Origin of the sequence: Modicisalibacter ilicicola DSM 19980, assembly GCF_900128925.1 — a bacterium.
GTDB lineage: Bacteria > Pseudomonadota > Gammaproteobacteria > Pseudomonadales > Halomonadaceae > Modicisalibacter > Modicisalibacter ilicicola.
The window spans coordinates 206,940-227,415 of record NZ_FQUJ01000003.1; the positions used below are offsets into that span (position 1 = coordinate 206,940).

The window sequence follows — 20,476 nt, forward strand, 5'->3', positions numbered from 1 at the left end:
GATGGTGGGTCGTGTAGGATTCGAACCTACGACCAATTGGTTAAAAGCCAACTGCTCTACCACTGAGCTAACGACCCCCTCGACAGGGCGCACATATTACTGACAGCGCTTCAGGATGACAAGTAGGTTTTGATTGACAAGCACATTGCCAGCGCCCATTCCTTACCCCATAGTAAGGAAAAACCGAAATTGAAGGATTGCTTCATGACAACTTCAACGCTTACTTCCAAAGGACAGGTAACGATTCCTGCCCAAGTTCGAGCCTCGCTAGGAGTCGGCGCCGGGGACCGAATAGAGTTCGTGGAGGTTGAAGAGGGCAAGTTCGCCATCCTGGCGGTCAATCGCTCCATTCAGGAGCTCAAGGGCATGATTCGCAAGCCAAAGAGGCCCGTGAGTATCGAGGAGATGAACGCCGCCATCGCCCGGCAAGGAGCAGGCTCGGAATGATCGGCCTGGATACCAACGTGGTCGTTCGCTACGTGGCTCAGGACGACCCACAGCAGTCGCCCAAGGCCACGGCAATGATCGAATCCCTTTCCGCGGACGAACCCGGCTTTATCACGATGGTATCGATGGTGGAATTGGTGTGGGTACTGCAAAGCTGTTACCAAGCCACCAAGGAAGAAGTCGTCGGCGTTCTCGAAACCATTCTGAGAACGCGAGAACTGGTCGTCGAGCAAGCGGAAATCGTTTGGCAAGCCCTGCGGTGTTTCGACGGTGCCAAGGCAGATTTCGCTGACTGCCTGATCGAACGCTGCGCCAGCGCGGCTGGATGCAGCCACATGGTGACGTTCGACAAGCAGGCTGCCAAAGCCGCCGGCATGCGGCAGCTGACCTGACTCAAGGACGCTACAAGGTTACTCTTCCAGAATACTCTCCAGCTCCCGGGTCGCTTCGCGCATCAGCGGCACCTGCTTCAACAACTGCTCGATAGGCTGGCGCATGCTGGGAGCGTGAATCGCCAAGGATGCCAGCACATGATTGGCTCGGTCGTAGACCGGCACCGCCACTGCCACCATGCCTTCGATGAACTCCTCGTTGTCGGTGCTGATGCGCTCGCGCTCGATGAGCTTCAGCCGCTCTTCGAGTTGCTCGGGAGTCGTTGCCGTATGGGGGGTATGCGGCTTGAGGGCAAGGCTCGCGATCAGGGTGCGACGCTGTTCCCGAGGCATCAACGCCAGAAACAGCTTGCCGCTGGCGGTGCAGTGCAGCGGCAGCCGGGACCCCGGCACCAGTTGCACGCGCACCGGCCAGTTGGTCTCGACCCGATCGAAGTAGATGACCTCGTGCTCGCTGCGCACCGAAAGGTTGCAGGTCTCCCCCACCTGCTCCGCCAAGCGCTGCAGCACGGCGCGCAGCGACGCGCTGACGCTGGGGTTGGCGAGTATCCCGAAGGCCAGCTGTTTCATGCGTGGGCCCGGCGCGAGATGGCGACCATCCAGCTCGCGCTTGATCAATCCTTCCTGTTCCAGCTGTCCCAGTAGCCGGTGTGCCGTGGGCTTGGGAATATCCAGCCGCTTGCCGATCTCCGCGGCGGTCACCCCGCCCTCGGCCCGCACCACCTCTTCCATGATGGCAATGGCTCTGAGCAGCGTGGAATTCGTGGACAGTGACATGCAATGCTCCCTGCCGTGTTCGAGGCCGCAATGATACCGCGGCACGTGGCCAGACCACGAGCCGCGGCACGGGAACCCCCTGCCCGAGTGTTCAGCTGCCGCCGAAGGACACCAGATAGAGCGACAGCGAGGGCCACAGGGCGATGGTCAGCCAGCACAGCACCAGCACGAAGAAGTAAGGCAGGATAAACTTCACCAGTCGCAGGTAGGGGATGCCGGTGATGCTGCTGGCGACATAGAGGTTCAGGCCGAAGGGCGGCGTGATGAAACCGATGGCCGCGCCCACCAGGAAGATCACCGAGAAGTGCACCGGGTCCACCCCCACGTTCTGGGCGATCGGCGCCAGGATGGGTGCCAGGATGATGGTGATCGGCAGGCTCTCCAGCACCATGCCCGCCACCAGGATGATCACCATGCAGATCCCCAGCACGAGGTAGTAGTTGCCCAGCCCGAGCAGCAGGTCGTTGAGCAACTGTCCTACCCCGAGCACGGACAACAGCTGCTGCATGACCACGGAGATCGCGATCAGGGGGGCCAGCATCCCGGCGATCTGCCCCGAGCGCAACAGGATGGCCGGCAGGTTCCTGAACTTGATCTCCCGGGTGATCAGAAGTCCGGCGATCAGCGTGAAGCCGACGGTGACCGCCGCCGCCTCGGTGGGCGAGAACTTGCCGGAGTAGATGCCATAGAGCACCACGCCGATGGTCGCGAATCCCAGGTAGGCCTTGCCTGCATGGCGCAGGCTGTCACCCGGCCGGAACGGAATGAGCGTGCCCCAGCGGTTGCGGCGGGCGACCCAGTTGCAGGCCAGCATCATCACCAGCACCATCAGCGCGCCCGGCACCATGCCGGCGATGAACAGGTCGCTGATCGACAGGTTCATCATGAACCCGTAGACGATGAAGATGATGCTCGGCGGAATGATGATGCCCACGGTACCGCCGGAGGCCGCCGTGGCCGCGGAAAAGCGCTCGTCGTAGCCGTTCTTGACCATCTCCGGCTGCATGATGGAACCGATGGTCGCGGTGGTGCCGGCGTTGGACCCGGAGATTGCCGCGAACAGACCACAGGCTCCGAGAGTGGCCATGCCCATGCCGCCACGCATCCAGCCCACCACCGAGTAGGCGAAGTCCGATAATCGCTTGGCGATCCCCGCGGCGTTGATCAGATCCCCGGTGAGAATGAACAGGGGCAACGCCAGCAAGCCGAAGAAGCGCAGCCCCTGGAACAGGGTCACCCCGATGTTGGCCAGGCTGAAGTCGATGATGATGCTCACGCCGACCACCCAAAGGCCGATCACCAGGAAGATCGGCACGCCGATGAGAAACAGCCCCACGATCACGAAGGTGACGAGGCCGATCAAGGTACCATCCGTCATGACAGCCTCCTTTAGTCCATGATCGCAGGTTGCAGATGGAAGGACTCGCCGCGCTTGAAACGCTGGATGTCCATGTACAGGTTCTGCAGTACGCGAAAGATCAGCAGCACCCAGGCGACCGGCGTGGCCAGATAGAACCACCACTGCATGACGTCGTTGGTACCACTCACGATGGCGAAGTTGTCATAGGCCAGGGTCACCTGCTGGGTCGAGTAGTAGATGACCAGCACACCGAAGCCGATCCACAACAAGGCATCCAGGATCAGGCACAGGAACTGCCCCACATAGGGCATGCGCATGCGCAACTCGTTGAGGGAGAGGTGGCTGCGCTTCTTCACGTTGAGCGACGCGCCGAACCAAGTCAGCCACAGGAACAGCAGGATGGGGATGCTGGTGCTCCAGGCAACCTGCTGGCTGAACAGGAAACGCCGGATCACCTCGACGAAGATGATGCCCGCCATCCCCGAATAGGCGATCAGGATGATCGTCTTCTCCAGGTTCTCGTCGAGCCACAGAAAGGGTCTGAGCCAGGCCGGACGGGCCCGGCCTGGAGTGTTGTCGTCATGGGTCATGGGAGTCTCCGGGTTATGCACGCCACCAGCGGTTCGGCTTCACGTTGACCGCCGCGGTGTCCCGAGGAATCTCTCGGGCGATATCGTGAATCTCCTGATAGACATCGACGCCGCCCGCCCAGCTGCTAAGGCGCTCGCGCCACTGCTCCCAAGGCTCGGGATTGAACTCCGGCGAACACATCTGCTCGGCCTGCTGGCGCACCTCGTCCGAGAGCGGCGCCACCCGCACGTTGTTCTTGGCAAAGACCGTGCCGGCCTGCGGGTTTTCCGTGGCGCCGACGACCTGGGTGCGTCCCGCCTCGTTCATGCCCTGGGTAAAGATCTGCGCGGTGTAGGCGGACTCCATCACCTGGTCCTGGAGATCGCTGCCCAGCTTGTCGAAGACCGGCAGGCTCATGGCGGTGTGCTCGGTCCCGGCGAAGAAGCGCAGGTCCACCGCCTGGGACACCACCGGTGCCATGCCGGCATAGGCGACCGCGGCCATCCAGGTTTCCGCACCATCGAGCAGGCCCTGGCGCAGCCCATCCAGCGTCTCTTCCCAGGCCACCGGCACCGGGTTGAGATTCATCAGTTGCATGGCGATGCGGCCCAGCTGGGTGCCCGTCACCCGGTTCTTGGTGCCGGCCAGGTCCTCGAGGCTGGTGACCAGCGGCTTGTCTGCCCATTTGAGGCCCATCATCAGGCCACGCAGGTCGCAGTGGGTGAACAGGAACTGGATCTTGTGGCGATCACGCAGCGGCTCCCTGAAGAGCTTTTCGCTGCGGTTGTCGTAGAAGAAATGGAACATCGACGCCGTGGAGGGAAACATGTAGGCGAAGTCCAGCACGTTGTAATAGGGTGCGCCGCCGGCCGAGTTCTGGGTCGAGGCCGAGAACATATCGACGATGCCCTGCTGGGTCTTGCTCACGCAGTCGAGCTGGTTGCAGACCTCGTTGCTGCCCATGAACTCGACCCGGATGGCGCCATTGGTACGGGCCTCGATATCCCGGGCAAAGAACAGCTGGCCGGACTTCTGGATATCCAGGTTCCGATCGTTGAAGCCTGAGGCCCCGAAACGCAACGTGTGTTTCGGCGTGGTCTGACTGCGCTGCTTCTCCTCTTCTTCCGCGGCCCGCGCCAGGCTCGAGGCAGTCATGGTGGCCCCCAGACCGGAGGCGGCCAGCAAGGTCGAGGTCAGGCCGAAGCGGCCGGAGATGCGGACGAAATCGCGACGGGAGATGCCCGTCTCTTGTTGTTGGCTCATGGAGGGCTCCTGGTGTGCTGATTGTTGTGATGGCCCAAGGGGCTTGATCAAAGCTAGGCCACTCCCACCCAGGATGCAAATTATTTTGAAATATTTTGTCTCAATATTGACCAGCGGACCTCAATGAACAATCATATCGGAACAAAATGTCTCACTAACAAAGGTGACATATGTCCATGTCAGCCCCTCGCCCCTCCGAATACGACTACATCATTATCGGGGCTGGCTCCGCCGGCTGCGTACTCGCCAACCGCCTGAGCGAGGACCCGGGTGTCGAGGTATTGCTGCTCGAGGCCGGCGGACGTGACTGGAACCCCTGGATCCATGTGCCGGTGGGCTACTTCAAGACCATGCACAATCCGGCCACCGACTGGTGCTACCTGACCGAACCCGATCCCGGCATCGCCAATCGGCAACTGCAGTGGCCTCGGGGCAAGGTGCTGGGCGGCTCGAGTTCGCTCAACGGACTCCTGTACATTCGCGGCCAGAAGCAGGATTACGATGACTGGGCGGGGGACGGCAACACCGGTTGGGACTATGCCTCCGTGCTGCCCTACTTCAAGAAATCCGAATGCCAGTCCCGAGGCGCCGACGACTACCACGGCGTGGACGGCCCCCTGCACGTCTCCGACCTGCGTCTGCGGCGCGAGATCGCCGAGCGCTTCATCGACGCTGCCAAGGCGATCGGCATCCCCGGCAACAGCGACGTCAATGGCCAGGATCAGGAAGGCGTCGGCTACTTCCAGCAGACTGCCTTCAAGGGGTTTCGCTGCAGCACTGCCAAGGCTTTTCTACGTCCGGCCCGCAAGCGCCGCAATCTGACGGTGATGACCCGCGCCCAGTGCAAGCAACTGCTACTCGACGGCAAGCACGTTCATGGCGTGGTCTTCGAGCACCAGAAGCAGGAGAAGACCGCCCGGGCACGGCGCGAGGTCATTCTCAGCAGCGGCGCCATCGGTTCGCCGCAGATCCTGCAGTGTTCCGGCATCGGCGAGCCCGAGCACCTGAAGTCGGTGGGCGTGGAGTGTCGGCACACCCTGCCCGGCGTGGGCGAGAACCTGCAGGACCACCTGCAGGTGCGCCTGGTCTTCAAGACAAGCTGCAGCACCCTCAACGATGAGGTGCGCCACCCTCTGAAACAGTTCATGGTAGGCACCCAGTATGTCCTGACCCGTACCGGGCCGCTGACCCTGGCGGCCAGCCAGGTCTATGTCTTCACCCAGTCCCGGGAGGGGCTGGATCGACCGGACATCCAGTTCCACATGCAGCCGCTGAGCGCCGACAAGCCCGCGGAAGGCGTGCACCCATTCTCTGCCTTCACCTCGTCGGTGTGCCAGTTGCGCCCGCACAGTCGCGGCAGGGTGCGCATCACCAGTGCGAACCCGCTCGACTACCCGGCGATCCATCCGAACTACCTGAGCGCCGAGGAAGACCAGCGCGTCGTGGTGGACGCCATCAAGGTGGCGCGGCGCATCGCCGAGGCAAAGCCGCTGGAAGAAGTCATCACCGAAGAGTACGTGCCGGGAGAAAAATTCCAGACCGATGAAGAGCTGCTCGACGCCGCGCGTCAGTACAGCCAGACCATCTACCACCCCACCAGCACCTGCAAGATGGGCAGCGACAGCGACCCCATGGCGGTGGTCGATGCGCGCCTGCGGGTTCACGGCCTGAGCGGGTTGCGAGTGGTCGACGCCTCCATCATGCCGAGCATCGTCTCAGGCAATACCAACGCCCCCACCATCATGATCGCGGAGAAGGCCGCCGACATGATCAAGGAGGATCATGGCGGTCCGTCATAAGAAAAGCGAATAGCGATACGTGGCTAACAACTGGATCGAATAAAAAAGGCGCCAGAGTCTGACGCCATGAAAAGCTCACGATCCCGTGAACAAAAAACGAATCTAGGCGCTGTCTGAAAAGTCGGTGAGCGAAGTCCAGCGCTAAGCCCGCTCCTGCGGGCTAACGCATTTCCCACATCCGTGTGGGTTACAAAGCAAAAATTGATGAAAGAACGGAGTTTACATGTTGTAAATGAGTATCGGGTAAGCGGATTAAATGGTTGATCTTACCTTTGCATGAGAGTGAGACAGACCGGCATCTCATCGGATTATCTGGTTGATGCTTCACCTACTGCTGGTGCATGTTTCCTTCGCTAATTCCAGCAAGAACCCCACACGCCTCAACTTCCCGGTCATCGTTGCAACTCGCTCTCAGTGAAACGAGTTGTTTCTCAAGCGCTTGCAGAGCGGTTATCTGCGACCGCACATGAGAGATGTGATCATCGAGCAAGGCGTTGACGGCGGTACAAGGCTGATGAGGGTCGTCCTGATAGCTCTGTAGTTCGTGAATCTCAGCCAGTGACAGGCCCAGGATTCTGCAGCGACGGATGAAGGCCAGCCCCTCACCATGCTTCTCGGTATAGACACGGTAACCGTTGTCCTGCCGATCAGGCGGCGGCAACAAGCCCTGCTGTTCATAGAAGCGGATCGTCTGTGTTTCGACCCCTACCAACTGCGCCAACTGACCAATGCGCATCAGCCTCCTCCCCAACGGATTCTTTACTCTATTGACCTTATAGTAGCTTTATAGTTTTAAATGGTACCACAACATTGTTCAAGTGGAGTCGTATCATGAGCAAATCCTGTGGTGGCGCCTGTGGCGGTGATGCAACGTCCGCAGCGGATACCGATATACAGGCCTCCTCCGAGGCGCCAGGGAGATGGGTCAGTGTTTATGCCGTGCCGAAGATGGACTGTCCATCAGAAGAACGAATGATTCGCCTAGCCCTGAACGGCTTTGAGGAGATTCGGGCGCTGTCCTTCGACTTGTCGAACCGCCGGCTGAAGGTCGTGCATGACGGCGAGGTCGAGCCCGTCACCTCGAAACTGAAGACCTTGGGGCTAGGCGCCTCGCTTCAGGAAACCGTCGCTGCAAATCCGGAGACCATCAAGGCCGCCGAGTTTTCGGCAGCTTCTGCTAAGCAAGAATCCGGGACCCTGCGCTGGTTGCTCGGCATCAATGCACTTCTGTTCGTGGTGGAAATGACTGCCGGTCTGATCGCCCAGTCCACCGGCCTGATTGGAGAATCCCTGGACAATTTTGCCGATGCGGCGGTGTACGGGCTTGCCCTTTATGCGGTTGGACATAGCGTGAAAATGCAGGTACGTGCCGCGCATCTTGCTGGTGTATTGCAACTGATCTTGGCTGTGGGCGTGCTCGTAGAGGTGGTGAGACGCTTTGTATTCGGTAGTGAGCCTGAATCGCTGGTGATGATGGCTATCGCATTCGTCGCATTGATTGCCAATACCAGTTGTCTGCTGCTCATATCCAAACATCGGGAAGGCGGGGCGCACATGAAGGCAAGCTGGATATTCTCGGCCAACGACGTGGTGATCAACCTGGGGGTCATCACCGCCGGCGCCCTGGTCGCGTGGACCGGTTCCAATTATCCGGATCTGATTATCGGCACCATCGCGGGGGGCATTGTACTTAACGGTGCCAGACGCATTTTGGCGTTGAAGGGTTAAATAATGCTCATTATTGGCAAAAAGCTCTCGCCGTATGCCCTATTGTCCATATCGGGCCTGCTGGCAGCGTCTGATCAGGCTGTAAAGTGGCTGGTGCAGAAATCAATGGCCTATGGCGAGTATGTTTCGGTGACCCCGTTCTTTAACTGGGTGCACCTATGGAACACCGGTGCCGCATTCAGTCTTTTTGCGAATGGTGGAGGCTGGCAGCGCTACTTTTTTATCGGAATCGCGGTAGTGGTCTCGATTTTTCTGATCAAGCTGATCCTTGAAAATCGTCATAAAGGAGAAGCCATCGCTTACAGTCTTATCCTCGGTGGCGCCATGGGCAACCTGATTGACCGTGTCTTTCGCGGCTATGTTGTGGATTCCTTTGATTTCTATTGGCGAGACTGGCATTGGCCGGCCTTCAACCTGGCTGATATTGCAATTGTCCTCGGTGCCTTACTTTTCGTTTCCAGCAGCTTGTTGGGTAAAAAAGCAAACACCAATGCCGAGCCGGATGGATCTGACTGACACCTACGCCTATACAACACCATGACCGAACTTCCCGACAACATCCTTCACCTGCCGCAATACCAAGTACTGGGCTGCAAATCAACCGACGACGAAATGCACTTCCAGGTGGACGTGCCCGATCCCATCGCCTGCGAGGAATGCGGCGTGCAGGGTGAGTTCGTACGGTTCGGCAAGCGTGACGTTCCCTATCGTGATCTGCCCATCCACGGCAAGCGGGTCACTCTCTGGGTGGTCCGCCGCCGATACACCTGCCGGGCCTGCAAGACAACATTCAGGCCCCAGCTACCGGAGATGGTGGACGGATTCCGTATGACACTGCGGCTGCATGAGTACGTGGAGAAGGAATCCTTCAACCACCCCTACACCTTTGTGGCGGCACAGACCGGCCTGGACGAGAAGACGGTGCGCGACATCTTCAACGCCCGCGCCGAGTTCCTGGGGCGCTGGCACCGCTTCGAGACGCCCCGCATCCTGGGCATTGACGAGCTATACCTGAACAAGCGCTACCGCTGCATTCTGACCAACATTGAGGAGCGAACCCTGCTCGACCTGCTGGCCACCCGCCGCCAGGACGTGGTGACCAACTACCTGATGAAGCTGAAAGACCGGCAGAAGGTCGAGATCGTCAGCATGGACATGTGGAACCCCTACCGGGCAGCGGTCAAGGCTGTGCTGCCCCAGGCCCGTATCGTGGTCGATAAGTTCCATGTGGTGCGCATGGCCAACGATGCCCTAGAGAGAGTGCGCAAGGGCCTCAGAAAGGAGCTGAAACCGTCCCAGAGCCGGACTCTCAAGGGAGACCGGAAAATCCTGCTGAAACGCGCTCACGAAGTCTCAGACCGGGAGCGCCTCATCATGGAGACCTGGACAGGCGCGTTCCCGCAACTGCTGGCCGCCTACGAGCACAAGGAGCGCTTCTACGGCATCTGGGACGCCACCACACGGCTCCAGGCAGAAGCCGCCCTGGACGAGTGGATAGCCACCATCCCGAAGGGCCAAAAGGAAGTCTGGAGCGATCTGGTCAGGGCAGTGGGAAACTGGCGCGAAGAGACCATGACCTACTTCGAGACGGACATGCCCGTCACCAACGCTTACACGGAGTCCATCAACCGACTGGCCAAGGACAAGAACCGTGAAGGGCGCGGTTACTCCTTCGAGGTGATGCGGGCACGAATGCTCTACACCACGAAGCACAAGAAGAAGGCACCGACTGCGAAGGTCTCTCCTTTCTACAAGAAAACCATCGGTTACGGACTGCCGGACTTCGCAGAGGAACTCAACTACGGAGTCGATCTATCAACCATCTGAGGGTGGTATCAGATTGATGGGGTGAAGGTGCCCCATCAACCATTAAATCCGTATACCCTGAGTATCTTGAGACAATTTTTAACGCCGTATGGGCAAGCGCAGACACTTTTCAGCCAATGCCTAGTCGATGGACATGGCCTCAACGGTCACTTTTCCGCGCTTTCAGAAGCTGTAGCGCAGGCCGGCGGCGAAGGTATCGGCATGCATGTCGTCGAGAATGTCGGCAGTATCGATATCGTCGATACGCTCCCAACGACCATAGGCGGCGACGGCATCGGTGAACTGGTAGGTGGCCCCGTTGCCGGCCTCGAGGCGCGCCCCCTGGTAAGTCTAGTCGCCGCCACTGACGACGCTGAGGTCGCCACCGCTTGCGAGCTGGCTGCCGACCGCCCGCAGGTCGTTGACCTCGTCGCGCCGGTAGCGGCTGTTGCCGAACAGCCCGCCGCTGGTTTCCTTTTCGTAGAGGGAGTAGTCCTGGTCGTGGGCGGCCAGCAGCTGGACGTCGTCGCCCGCGTACAGATAGGCCTCGTCGCCGGCGCTGGCGTCGCTAGCAATCAGGCGTCGTCACTGGCACTGAAGGGTATGTCCTCTCGGCCACTGCCTTTCAGTCTATCCAGCGCGACCTCCATGGCTTCCGCATCGCCAAACACCGACTCGTACTGAGCCGCACAGGCCCTCAAGTCCGTTTCACAGAGGGCAAGCAGCGATTCTTGCTGGTCATCCGATAGCGCATGATACTTCTGCTCGATCGCCGTGCAATCGCCGCGTGCCTCACACCCATCTAGTTCATCAACGTAGTCGTCGATCTGCTCGTGGCTGAGGTAGTTGTACTCCGTCGCCTGGGCCGCAATCTGCGCGCCCTGGTTCACGTCGCCACCCGAGAGCTCTGCGGCGACGATGCCGGTGAGCTGCGAGGCAAATACCAGCAGTTTCGGGTCATCGTCGACCAGCGTGGCCAGGTAATCGACCAGCGCTTCATTGGCCCCCGCCGGGATTGCTCCGTCACGGAACTCTCCGCCCATCGCTTCCGCAACGAGGCCACCACTGAGCGCATGCAGGGCGATCTTCTGCGGGCTACCGTCGGGCCAGTTATGTTCGAGCGCAAAGTCACCCACGGCATTGAAGAGCACCCCCGAGGCGACGTGGGCCATGGCGCCCTCTAGGTTGGTGTTCAGGTTATCGCCCAGGCTGCCGCCGTAAGAGATAAAGTATCATCCTTCAAGGTTCGATATGAGAAGCTATCACGCCCACCCTGTAATCTATTGCTTTACATATGTAATCTATCAGGCTACACTAACTCCATGATCAAGACCTTCAAGAGCAAGGGCCTGGCGACACTGTGGGAAACTGGTAAATCCAAGATCGACAAGCGTATGCATAGGCGCATCCTGATCCGGTTGGCCGTGATCAACGAGGCCGCAAGCGTTGAGGACATCAACTTACCGGGCTATAGCTTCCACGACTTGCAGGGCTTCAACCCCAAACGTTACACCGTGCATGTGAACGGCCCATGGTGCCTCACCTTTGAATTCGAGGGAGGCAACGCCTATCAGGTTGATTTTGAGCAATACCACTGAGCGAGGTGGAACCACTATGGCTATTACCGCAAAGCAGAACCCCAACCGTTGCCCGCCGCACCCCGGAGAGGTGATCGAAGACATGCTGGAGGATTTGGACTTCAGCAAGAGCGCCATCGCGAAGATGCTGGGCATCTCACGCCAGCAGTTGCACGCCATCCTGGCCGCACGTAAGCCAGTATCGCCAGAAATGGCTGCACGTCTTGGCAAGCTATTCGGGAATGGTCCCAGCCTATGGCTGCGTCTCCAGGCGGCTCACGACGCCTGGCATGCCGAGCGCGAAGTAGACGTCAGCGCGGTGCCCTCGCTGAGTGTAGCCTAAAAGGCTTCAGAAACAGTGTCAGTACCGAGCTTGTGGGGATGAATCTTTATTTCTAGGGATGAAACTTTGTTTTCATCCCACATCAAGTGCCTCCCTGAACAAGGGATAGTCATCCACCAGGTGTTGATACTGCTGCTGGCAGGCGGTGGTGTCCGTGGCACACATCGCGGTCAGTTCGTCTTGCTGAGCCAGACTCAGTTGCCGGTACTTCTCTTGTACTTCCGCGCAGTTATTGTTGGCCTCACACGCCTTGGCCTCTTCTGCATAGGCATCGACCTGCTTATGCGTCAAATAGTTGTATGTTGTCGCCTGAGCGGCAATCTGCGCGCCCTGGTTCACGTCGCCACCCGAGATTTCGGCAGCGACGATGCCGGTGAGCTGCGAGGCAAACATCAGTAGCTTGGGGTCATCGTCGACCAGCGTGGCCAGGTGATCGACCAGCGCTTCATTGGCCCCCGCCGCGATTGCCCCGTCGCGGAACTCTCCGCCCATCGCTTCCGCGACGAGGCCACCACTGAGCGCATGCACGGCGATCTTCTGCGGGCTACCGTCGGGCCAGCCGTGCTCGAGCGCGAAGTCGCCCACCGCATTGAAGAGCACGCCCGAGGCGACGTGGGCCATGGCGATAGATCCAAAGCTAGAGCAACTCTGATTCCGGATCTATATCATCTAACCCAATCAAGCATTGCTCAATACCGAAGACGTCGGCCTGCTCTTTCATTAAAGAGACGACATCATGAAGGGCCATTAAATAACCCAGTTTATAGGTATCGGCATTGGTCTCCTGAGAAGCATCCTTTTCAGCCTTGGCAAGTTCAGCACTCTCTTTTATCAAAACTCCTAAATCATAAACATAATTCTTAAATATTTCATCGGACATCTCTAATTCCTCTCTGACAGTATGCCTTTCAAGATATCCCTCTGCTCCTCTTGACGTCGTATGTCCGAAGGCCATTTCTTATTTACAAGAGCTTCCTGCTGGCGAGGGTCTAATTTAGACCAACCCTCGACGTACTTAGCAGGATCCTTGATTTTTGCTTGATGCAGGGCTATTTGTTTCTCTATCTTGGCAGCGCCTTTAGCCAACTCTTCAGTAGGACGGTCTTGGTTATTTTTCAAGAAACCGGCATGCTTTCCACCACTCTTAGCTATACTAAAAGCATTTCCTACTCCCCGATACTTTCCAACCCCTCCCATCGAGGCCAGTATCGCGCTAGACGCCAGCGCGGCATCTTCATCGCTGAGGTCGTAGTTCTCTCGAAGATGCTGAGCAAACCCCACCTGAGAGACCGCTGATTCCGCCTCCATATACTGGCTGAAAAGTGGCCCCGCATCCATGCCAATGGACCAGGGAACGTCTTGGTCCCCCAGACCATCAAGTGCCTCTCTGAACAAGGGATAGTCATCCACCAGGTGTTGATACTGCTGCTGGCAGGCGGTGGTGTTCGTGGCACACATCGCGGTCAGGTCGTCTTGCTGAGCCAGGCTCAGTTGCCGATATTTTTCCTGCACTTCTGCGCAGTTATTGTTGGCCTCACACGCCTTGGCCTCTTCTGCATAGGCATCGACCTGCTTATGCGTCAAATAGTTGTATGTTGTCGCCTGGGCCGCAATCTGCGCGCCCTGGTTCACGTCGCCACCCGAGAGTTCGGCGGCGACGATGCCGGTGAGCTGCGAGGCAAACACCAACAGCTTGGGATCGCCCTCAACTAGCGTGGCCAGGTGATCGACCAGCGCTTCATTGGCCCCCGCCGCGATCGCCCCGTCGCGGAACTCTCCACCCATCGCTTCCGCGACGAGGCCACCACTGAGCGCATGCAGGGCGATCTTCTGCGGGCTACCATCGGGCCAGCCGTGCTCGAGCGCGAAGTCACCCACCGCATTGAAGAGCACCCCCGAGGCGACGTGGGCCATGGCGCCTTCGAGGTTGGTGTTCAGGTTATCGCCCAGGCTGCCGCCGTTGAAGGCGGTTTCCAGGCTGGCATTGGCGATGGCTTGGGTGGCGCGGTTACCCGCAAAGCGGCCGATGCCTTCGAGACTGCCGAGATCCAGCTGCTGGGTGGTGCCGGTGGCGGCATCGGTGGCGCCGCCCCAGAGTTGGTCCGAGCCCTGGGCGAGCCCGGCGGAACCAGCGGCGATCAAGGCGCCGCGCAAACTATCCGAGGAGAGGGTGTCGTCAAACGCCTGACCAAGATCCCCGCCGTTGTTGATGGTGCTGATGGTGGCGGTCGTGCTCAACGAGGCGGCCCCGGCGCTCACCGCGGCAAACGAGGCGGTGCCCGCAGTGAAGCCAGCCAGGCTCGCCGCCGCGGGCCCCACAAAAGCGATCGCGACGATGGCGATCGCCAGAGCCGCGCCGGCGCCTAGGCCGGATTGTTCGTAGTCCCAGCTGTCGTGGAGTTCCTTGACCCGCTGCCAGTCGACATCGCCGCGCGCTTCCATGGCCTTGAGCCAGGCCAGGGCCGGGTCGGCCTTCACCATGGCGTCGAGGGTCTGGCTGACCGTCTGCTGGTCGATGTCCTTCACGTCGATGGCGATGCCGTCGGCGGCCTGGATGGCGAGGTTGCCCTGGGCGATCAGTTGGCTTTGGCGCAGGGTCTCGTCGGTGCGGCCCTGGCCATTGGAAGACTGCCAGGCGAGGTTGCCGCTACGTTTCTCGTGGGATTCGACGTGCAGATCCCGGGCGGCCTCGAAGTGGATGGCACCGCCGCTGGCCAGCGTCAGGTCGTTGCCGGCCTCGAGGCGCACGCCCTGGTAGGTCTGGTCGCCGCCGCTGACGACAGTGAGGTCGCCACCGCTTGCGAGCTGGCTGCCGACCGCCCGCAGGTCGTTGACCTCGTCGCGCCGGTAGCGGCTGTTGCCGAACAGCCCGCCGCTGGTTTCCTTTTCGTAGAGGGAGTAGTCCTGGTCGTGGGCGGCCAGCAGTTGGACGCCGTCGCCCGCGTACAGATAAGCCTCGTCGCCGGCCTTGGCTTGGCTTGCAATCAGGCGCAGGTCATTGCCGGCGATCAACGAGAGGTCATTGCCCGCGGTCAGTTCGCTGCCCTGCTGGCGGCGCTTGAGGCTCTTCTTCTGCTTGGCGCGGGACTCGAAGCTATCGCTCTGAACGCTTTCAGCCGAGGCCAGAGTGATGGTGTTGCCGGCCTGGATCGCCAGGCTGCCGTCGGTATCGACACGGCTGGCAATCGCCGTGACATTCTGGCCGGCCTGAAGGGTCATATCCTCGGCGGCGCTGAGTTCGCTGCCGACCTGTTCGGCCTGGAGGGACGAAGCAGAGAGGCGCCTTAAGGCCAATTGCGTGCTGCGACTGTCTTCCTTGGACGCCAATAGAATATCGTTGGCCGCCGCAACGTTGAGTGTGCCGCCGCTGTCGACCTGGCTGGCCTCCAGGCGCACGTCGCGTCCGGCGTTTAATGTGGTGTCGTCGCCACTGGAAAGACGGCTGGCGACTTGCGTGACGCTGCGCTTGTCGTAATGAACGCGGCGTGACAGCCCTGCCCGCGTCGTGTCCTCACCGGCCTCGAGGCGGATGTCTCGAGCCGCGTTGACCTCCAGGGCACCGCCGGCGGTGGCCTCGCTGGCCGTGACCACGACATCGCGCCCGCTGGCAAGGGCTAGATCGCCGCCGGTGATGATGCTGGCACCCAGTTGCGATGTGCTCTCCCACGTTGGCCCTCGACCATAGGTTTGCGCGCCCCCGCGGGTATCCTGCACGGCGCTATTGGCGATATCGCGCCCTGCCAAGAGGGTGGCGTCACCCTGACTGTCGATTTCGGCGCGATTGAGGATGTCGCGCCCGGCGGTCAGTGCCAGGCTGTCGCGGGCGCTGATCAGGCCACCTTGATCGAGGTAGGTGGCGTAGGATTTTTCATAGCCGGCAGTTACCGCGGTGCGATCGTTGACGATATCGCCGTCGATGGCGTCCAGATCGACCCGGCCGCCGCGAATCTCGCCGGCCATGGCGTTGCGGATCGACTCCTGTGCCGTCAGGGCAAGTCGATCATCCGCCTCGACCAGGCCACCCTGGAGGATAGTGCCGCCACTGGTCGCGGCGAGATTGTCGCTGGCCCGGATCGTGCCCACATTGATCAGATCGCCACCGGCAATCAGTTCGATATCGCGGCCCTGGATCAGGCTACTACCCCGCACGTTACGCGCGTCGACCTGGGCGAGATAGAGCACCGGGGCCAGCACGGTCTCACCCTCGACTTCCTGCTTCTCCATCCAGACGATGTCGTGGGTGAGCGCGGCGGTCTGCTGAGGAGTCAGACCAACGCCGACCTTGAGTTGCAAGGCATCCTTGGCCGCGACGGCGTTATCCATCAGATAACGGTACTGGGCGTAGTCGTTCGAGAGGGTGTCGTCGAGGAAGCGCTGCCCGGTGTTGGCCTGAACGGCGTCGCGGATCAGGCGCGATTCATAGCGGCCATCGCCGAGTAGCTTGTAGGCGCCATCATCGGTGTAGCCCAATTTGTCGAGCATATAACCGGACCCCAGGAAGCTGTCGACGCTGGTGAGTTCCGGATTGGTCTCGATCAGATAACGGCTTTGCGGTGAGCTGTTGCGAACAAAGAGCCCGTAATTGCCCTGGGGCAGGCGGAAAGACGACAGCTGAGTGGGTGCGACACGGGCAAAGACGGCGTCGTGATAGTTGGCGACGGCGTCTGAGCCGACCAATGGACTATCGGCAGACGTGTCGGTCCGGGAATTAAGCGTGATCTCCAGCGAGTTGACCGGGGCGCTGGTGGAACTATTGCCAAGGCGGCCATTTAGCTGGGTGTGGGTGTTATTATTGATAGTGCCGTTTTGAATAGTGTCGCCCGCATTGATGACAACTCGATTTCCCGCCTGAATTATTCCGCTTTCGCCACCATCCAGATCAGTAATAGTGGTCACATCACTTTTCAGCGTGTTGCTGTTTAATTTTGAGGGAAGGCTTAAAAGGTTACCGCCTGAGCCGACTCCTCCTTTCTGATTCCATTCAGCGACCATCGAGGAAAATTGATCAACATCACCATTAGGGACCGTGTAATATGTTGTTTCATTTTTTGTATCAGTCTTACTTCTAGTCACATAAGCAGAAAGAGTAAATTCATAGGCTCGCTCATGATCTACCGAACTCAGCCCACCTCCTGAATTTTCAAGGCTATGTGCAAAAATATAAATATCGTTATTCGCATAAATATTGCTATTAGAGTTTAGCATTTTGTGGCTTTTTATAGTAAGATTGCCACCAGAAGAAATGATCCCGTCGGCTGAATTTTTTGATATTAAGTATTCACCTAGCTCATGAACTGCCACACTGTAACCATATTTATCTCTACTACTATCCCTAAACCGACAGGAATTAGGCCCCGTCATCGTATGTCCTGAGCACTGATGAGTACCGCTTTCATATCTGTAGCCAGGAATTAAAGTTTTGTCTACGTCGATATAGTTCGATGTGGCGTTGTAGAAAGTATCGAACTCATCTTTCGTATTTAACAGGGAGGCTGTATGTAAACTTACCCCCCTTTTCGCCTCAATCGTCCCCGAACGATTCTCAAGGCTATCCGCTTTATTGTTCTGATCATCGCGCGCAAAGTTGAGAGCGCCTTGGCTGTAGATATCGCCATAGCGGTTGAAGAGGCGCTTACCATGCAAGGTCATATCACCGCCGGAGAACAACAGCGTATCGGGGCGATTGTCGATAGACCCATGACTTGCGATGCGAAGATCCTGCTGGCTGCCCAGAGTGCCACGGTTGTTGACGTAATTGGCCTGAATGTCGACATTGCCTTGGCCCGTCAGGCGGCCCAGGTTATCGAGGGTGCCACTCAGGAAATACGTCGAGGTATCACCGCTGGCAAGCCGGCCGTCGTGCTGGGTCAGGTGGCGCGCCCTCACGGTGAGATCGCCCTGGGTGGAAATCAGGCCACGATTGGTGATGTCGCCGCTCGTACGCAGCGATAAGGCATTATTCGCCAATAGCTCGCCGGCGTTGTTAAGGCTCGTCGACTCCAGGCTCAAGTTATCGGCGGAGGCAATGCGCTCGTCCTCTTCGACTGTCAAGGCTTGATCGAGCGTGATACCGAGCGGCCCCTTGAACAGCCATTTGCCAATACTCATGACTTGCTCGATGGTCGCCAGGCCGCTACCAGCGCCCTGCACTTGCCCATCCTGATTGGTCAAGGCACCGGCTATCAGATTGAATAGCCCCATGCCGGCATGATTCAGTTGGCCCTGAACATTGAGGAGTGTCTTTGCCTTGAGCCAGAAGTCCTGGTTGGCGATATCAACGCGACCCGCATCATTGTCGAATGTGCCGGCCATTTCCAGGCGACTTTCACCACTCTCTCCCAATGCTCGTAGATCGCCATCGTTGTTATGCAGCGTGTCGGCGTGAATATGCAGGCCTTCACTGGCTTCGACCATGCCACTGGCGTTATCCAGTCGACCGGCTTCCAGATGAATGTTGCGTCCTGCCAGCAGCCCTTTACGGTTATCTATCGCTCCGACCCCATCCAGCCGCAGACGATCGCCAATCAGAATGCCGTCAGTATTATCCAGCTCCAGGCCCCCCGTAAGTGCTAACTCACCTTGTGCGACCTGCAGGGCCCTTCGTGGTTATTTAATCGGTCGCTCATGCCAAGGTTCATCGCCTCTTGCGCGGCAACCAATCCCCGTTCGTTGTCGAGATTGCCCAATACCAAAGTGACGCGATCACCGACCACGTCACCCTGCTGATTATTCAAGTGATTGGCTTGAATCATGACATCGGCGGCAGTCACCACACCCTGGGCACTGTTGTCGAAGCCCTCGACCACTGCGGCTTCGATGGCCTGCTGCGCCACCATGACGCCGCCCTTATTGTCGACCTCCCCCGCCTGGAAACTGATATTGCGTGCCGTCAACTGGCCATCCCGGTTGATCAAACTGCCAATACTGGCCGTAAGATCCCCATCGTCGAGGAAAAAAGAACCTGACGTGTTGTCGATCCGGTCGAAGGCAAGCTCAACGTTTTGCTGCTGGCCGAACTGTATCGTGCCTCCCAGGTTGTCCAGATAGCGGGCATCCAGTTCGAGGGCGTTGGTCGCGGCCAACGTCGCCGCTTCGCCCTGGTTAGCGAGGGTTTCGGTCGCGATCGAGACGCGTTGACCCCGAATGACGGCGGTATTGACGACACGCTCGCGAGCATCGATCGCAATCTCCTGGGCGAGCAATTGCGCCGTGTTGCGCGTTTCGCGCGCTTCGACCGCAAGGCGGCCGGTGGCATCGAGACGACCATCGTTATCGAGCTGATCAGCTTGCAGGGAGAGGTCGGCACTCGGCTGACGTTGGCCATCCTGAATCCCGGCAATGATCTGGCCGGTGTTATGCAGACGCTGTCCCGCGTCCAGCATGATATTGCCGGCGCTGGTCAGGTTGCTTTCGACATCGAGATGTTCGTCGGTACGTATCCCGACCCCCTCCACTGCATGCACATCGGCGTTTAACGTCGCTGAATTAGCCTCGACTATCACGCGCCCCACACTGGAGGCATTGTTCAGGCTCAGATGGCCGGCAGCGTCGATCTCGATGTCACCGCCGCTGGCCGCCATGTCACCCGCCAACCGGACCCCCACGCCAGCCTCGGTGCCGACCAGCTTGATGCTACCGGCGTACATGCCACCCAGCGCCGAGGCATCGATGGCCAAATCGGGTACATCGCCCTTGCCTTGGCGCGGCATGGTCGCCAAGGTGTCGGCGTCGACATCGCTTGCGCCGGTGACAACATTGAGCCTGTTGGCGTGTAGCTCGGCATTCAGCTTGGCAGCACGGGTGATGATGTCGAATTGATCGACCTGGGTGGCGTCGAGCCCTAGCCCTTCGATGGTGACCTTGCCTTGATCGACGGCAAAATGCTCGAGTTCGCCATTTTCGATAACGGGCTTGCCCGTGGAGAGCGTCACTCTGGGGCTGTTGATGAAGCCGCAGCCACTACAGGTGATGCCATAGGGGTTGGCGACGACGACGTTTGCCGCCTGCCCGGCGACTTCGGTGTAGCCTTCGAGTCGGCTGGGGCTGCCACCATTGACTTCATTGATGATCAGTTGCGCCGCCTTGCCACGCAGGTTGGGGTTACCGACGACAAGGCCGCCAAGCTGAGTCGACTGCAATTTGCTCGTGGCGTTATTTAGAATCACGCCCTGCTTGGCGACGTTATAATCCTTGAAGGTGTTGTGCGAGAGCCCTTTGCCGTTAGGTGTCGCGATGTTGACGATGGGCACTCCATTGCCGGCCTTGTCCAGGGTGGTATTGCTGGAATTGGGCGCCACCCGGATGCCATCGGCAAAAACGACGACCGGATGCCAGAACATCGTGTTGACGAGGATGATGGACACATAACGGCTCAATGGGCTGTTAATATTCACGGTCTTTTCCCTGCGCTATTT

At 59.1% G+C, this 20,476-nt stretch carries 18 protein-coding genes and 1 tRNA gene; 8 read left to right on the top strand and 11 right to left on the bottom strand.

The genetic code is table 11. The annotated features are described in order from the left end of the window. Nucleotides 1–2: 2 nt before the first annotated feature. Nucleotides 3–77 (bottom strand) — tRNA-Lys (locus BUA41_RS03570). A gap of 127 nt (nucleotides 78–204) precedes the next feature. On the opposite strand from BUA41_RS03570, the gene BUA41_RS03575 reads away from it, so the two are divergent. Both BUA41_RS03575 and BUA41_RS03580 read left to right on the top strand, forming a co-directional pair. Continuing rightward, nucleotides 205–447 (top strand): AbrB/MazE/SpoVT family DNA-binding domain-containing protein, encoded by a 243-nt coding sequence (locus tag BUA41_RS03575; protein ID WP_072819804.1) that lies wholly within the window; start codon nucleotides 205–207, stop codon nucleotides 445–447. Beyond that, the gene (locus BUA41_RS03580; protein WP_072819806.1) at nucleotides 444–839 is read left to right on the top strand and encodes a type II toxin-antitoxin system VapC family toxin; all 396 of its coding nucleotides are present in this window, start codon (nucleotides 444–446) and stop codon (nucleotides 837–839) included. The genes BUA41_RS03575 and BUA41_RS03580 overlap by 4 nt, the downstream gene beginning before the upstream one ends. Before the next feature lie 18 nt (nucleotides 840–857). Here the strand turns inward: BUA41_RS03580 and BUA41_RS03585 are convergent, their stop codons facing one another. The 4 genes from BUA41_RS03585 to BUA41_RS03600 form a co-directional block, all read right to left on the bottom strand. Then, nucleotides 858–1,616, bottom strand: coding sequence for an IclR family transcriptional regulator (locus BUA41_RS03585; RefSeq protein WP_072819808.1), 759 nt, complete (start codon nucleotides 1,614–1,616; stop codon nucleotides 858–860). Between the two features lie 91 nt (nucleotides 1,617–1,707). Next, nucleotides 1,708–2,994 carry a TRAP transporter large permease gene (locus BUA41_RS03590; protein WP_072819810.1) on the bottom strand — a complete coding sequence of 429 codons (1,287 nt, stop codon included), beginning with the start codon at nucleotides 2,992–2,994 and terminating at the stop codon, nucleotides 1,708–1,710. 11 nt (nucleotides 2,995–3,005) lie between these two features. Further along, nucleotides 3,006–3,566 (bottom strand): TRAP transporter small permease, encoded by a 561-nt coding sequence (locus tag BUA41_RS03595; RefSeq protein ID WP_072819812.1) that lies wholly within the window; start codon nucleotides 3,564–3,566, stop codon nucleotides 3,006–3,008. A gap of 13 nt (nucleotides 3,567–3,579) precedes the next feature. Next, nucleotides 3,580–4,809, bottom strand: coding sequence for a TRAP transporter substrate-binding protein (locus tag BUA41_RS03600; protein WP_175546924.1), 1,230 nt, complete (start codon nucleotides 4,807–4,809; stop codon nucleotides 3,580–3,582). A 176-nt stretch (nucleotides 4,810–4,985) separates the two neighbouring features. On the opposite strand from BUA41_RS03600, the gene BUA41_RS03605 reads away from it, so the two are divergent. Beyond that, the gene (locus BUA41_RS03605; RefSeq protein WP_217652769.1) at nucleotides 4,986–6,608 is read left to right on the top strand and encodes a GMC family oxidoreductase; all 1,623 of its coding nucleotides are present in this window, start codon (nucleotides 4,986–4,988) and stop codon (nucleotides 6,606–6,608) included. A gap of 328 nt (nucleotides 6,609–6,936) precedes the next feature. Here the strand turns inward: BUA41_RS03605 and cadR are convergent, their stop codons facing one another. Beyond that, nucleotides 6,937–7,344: a Cd(II)/Pb(II)-responsive transcriptional regulator gene (cadR, locus tag BUA41_RS03610; protein ID WP_004364961.1), complete on the bottom strand. Its 408-nt coding sequence runs from the start codon at nucleotides 7,342–7,344 to the stop codon at nucleotides 6,937–6,939. 95 nt (nucleotides 7,345–7,439) lie between these two features. Between cadR and BUA41_RS03615 the strand changes: the two genes are divergently transcribed. The 3 genes from BUA41_RS03615 to BUA41_RS03625 are packed head-to-tail and all read left to right on the top strand — an operon-like array spanning nucleotide 7,440 to nucleotide 10,163. After that, entirely contained in the window at nucleotides 7,440–8,336 is an 897-nt protein-coding gene (locus tag BUA41_RS03615) for a cation efflux transmembrane domain-containing protein (RefSeq protein WP_004574643.1), read from the top strand. Between the two features lie 3 nt (nucleotides 8,337–8,339). Continuing rightward, nucleotides 8,340–8,852 carry a signal peptidase II gene (gene lspA / locus BUA41_RS03620; protein WP_072819816.1) on the top strand — a complete coding sequence of 171 codons (513 nt, stop codon included), beginning with the start codon at nucleotides 8,340–8,342 and terminating at the stop codon, nucleotides 8,850–8,852. A gap of 21 nt (nucleotides 8,853–8,873) precedes the next feature. Next, the gene (locus tag BUA41_RS03625; protein ID WP_004574636.1) at nucleotides 8,874–10,163 is read left to right on the top strand and encodes an ISL3-like element ISPpu12 family transposase; all 1,290 of its coding nucleotides are present in this window, start codon (nucleotides 8,874–8,876) and stop codon (nucleotides 10,161–10,163) included. Nucleotides 10,164–10,717: 554 nt separating this feature from the next. Here BUA41_RS03625 and BUA41_RS03635 read toward each other — a convergent pair. After that, nucleotides 10,718–11,368 (bottom strand): DUF637 domain-containing protein, encoded by a 651-nt coding sequence (locus BUA41_RS03635; RefSeq protein ID WP_340641243.1) that lies wholly within the window; start codon nucleotides 11,366–11,368, stop codon nucleotides 10,718–10,720. Between the two features lie 96 nt (nucleotides 11,369–11,464). Here BUA41_RS03635 and BUA41_RS03640 point away from each other — a divergent pair, with 96 nt between their 5' ends. Together BUA41_RS03640 and BUA41_RS03645 are read left to right on the top strand one after the other, a co-directional pair. Beyond that, nucleotides 11,465–11,740: a type II toxin-antitoxin system RelE/ParE family toxin gene (locus BUA41_RS03640; RefSeq protein ID WP_072819820.1), complete on the top strand. Its 276-nt coding sequence runs from the start codon at nucleotides 11,465–11,467 to the stop codon at nucleotides 11,738–11,740. A 16-nt stretch (nucleotides 11,741–11,756) separates the two neighbouring features. Further along, nucleotides 11,757–12,062, top strand: a complete 306-nt coding sequence (locus tag BUA41_RS03645; protein WP_072819822.1) for a HigA family addiction module antitoxin — start codon at nucleotides 11,757–11,759, stop codon at nucleotides 12,060–12,062. A gap of 72 nt (nucleotides 12,063–12,134) precedes the next feature. Here the strand turns inward: BUA41_RS03645 and BUA41_RS03650 are convergent, their stop codons facing one another. Genes BUA41_RS03650 through BUA41_RS03670 form a run of 4 tightly spaced genes read right to left on the bottom strand, consistent with a single transcriptional unit; the run spans nucleotide 12,135 to nucleotide 20,455 of the window. After that, nucleotides 12,135–12,683: a VENN motif pre-toxin domain-containing protein gene (locus BUA41_RS03650; protein WP_072819824.1), complete on the bottom strand. Its 549-nt coding sequence runs from the start codon at nucleotides 12,681–12,683 to the stop codon at nucleotides 12,135–12,137. 16 nt (nucleotides 12,684–12,699) lie between these two features. After that, a complete protein-coding gene (locus tag BUA41_RS03655) occupies nucleotides 12,700–12,942 on the bottom strand; it encodes a hypothetical protein (RefSeq protein ID WP_072819826.1) in 243 nt (80 codons plus the stop codon). 2 nt (nucleotides 12,943–12,944) lie between these two features. Beyond that, nucleotides 12,945–18,656, bottom strand: coding sequence for a DUF637 domain-containing protein (locus BUA41_RS03660; protein ID WP_340641244.1), 5,712 nt, complete (start codon nucleotides 18,654–18,656; stop codon nucleotides 12,945–12,947). Further along, nucleotides 18,632–20,455, bottom strand: coding sequence for a filamentous hemagglutinin N-terminal domain-containing protein (locus BUA41_RS03670; RefSeq protein ID WP_139249046.1), 1,824 nt, complete (start codon nucleotides 20,453–20,455; stop codon nucleotides 18,632–18,634). Before BUA41_RS03670 ends, BUA41_RS03660 begins: the two co-directional genes overlap by 25 nt. Nucleotides 20,456–20,476: the final 21 nt, after the last annotated feature.

Coding starts and splice junctions, on each gene's coding strand:
- BUA41_RS03640 (WP_072819820.1), top strand. CDS start 11,465: ATGATCAAGACCTTCAAGAGCAAGGGCCTGGCGACACTGTGGGAAACT.
- BUA41_RS03650 (WP_072819824.1), bottom strand. CDS start 12,683: ATGGCCCACGTCGCCTCGGGCGTGCTCTTCAATGCGGTGGGCGACTTC.
- BUA41_RS03645 (WP_072819822.1), top strand. CDS start 11,757: ATGGCTATTACCGCAAAGCAGAACCCCAACCGTTGCCCGCCGCACCCC.
- lspA (WP_072819816.1), top strand. CDS start 8,340: ATGCTCATTATTGGCAAAAAGCTCTCGCCGTATGCCCTATTGTCCATA.
- cadR (WP_004364961.1), bottom strand. CDS start 7,344: ATGCGCATTGGTCAGTTGGCGCAGTTGGTAGGGGTCGAAACACAGACG.
- BUA41_RS03615 (WP_004574643.1), top strand. CDS start 7,440: ATGAGCAAATCCTGTGGTGGCGCCTGTGGCGGTGATGCAACGTCCGCA.
- BUA41_RS03590 (WP_072819810.1), bottom strand. CDS start 2,994: ATGACGGATGGTACCTTGATCGGCCTCGTCACCTTCGTGATCGTGGGG.
- BUA41_RS03655 (WP_072819826.1), bottom strand. CDS start 12,942: ATGTCCGATGAAATATTTAAGAATTATGTTTATGATTTAGGAGTTTTG.
- BUA41_RS03625 (WP_004574636.1), top strand. CDS start 8,874: ATGACCGAACTTCCCGACAACATCCTTCACCTGCCGCAATACCAAGTA.
- BUA41_RS03600 (WP_175546924.1), bottom strand. CDS start 4,809: ATGAGCCAACAACAAGAGACGGGCATCTCCCGTCGCGATTTCGTCCGC.
- BUA41_RS03575 (WP_072819804.1), top strand. CDS start 205: ATGACAACTTCAACGCTTACTTCCAAAGGACAGGTAACGATTCCTGCC.
- BUA41_RS03585 (WP_072819808.1), bottom strand. CDS start 1,616: ATGTCACTGTCCACGAATTCCACGCTGCTCAGAGCCATTGCCATCATG.
- BUA41_RS03595 (WP_072819812.1), bottom strand. CDS start 3,566: ATGACCCATGACGACAACACTCCAGGCCGGGCCCGTCCGGCCTGGCTC.
- BUA41_RS03605 (WP_217652769.1), top strand. CDS start 4,986: ATGTCAGCCCCTCGCCCCTCCGAATACGACTACATCATTATCGGGGCT.
- BUA41_RS03580 (WP_072819806.1), top strand. CDS start 444: ATGATCGGCCTGGATACCAACGTGGTCGTTCGCTACGTGGCTCAGGAC.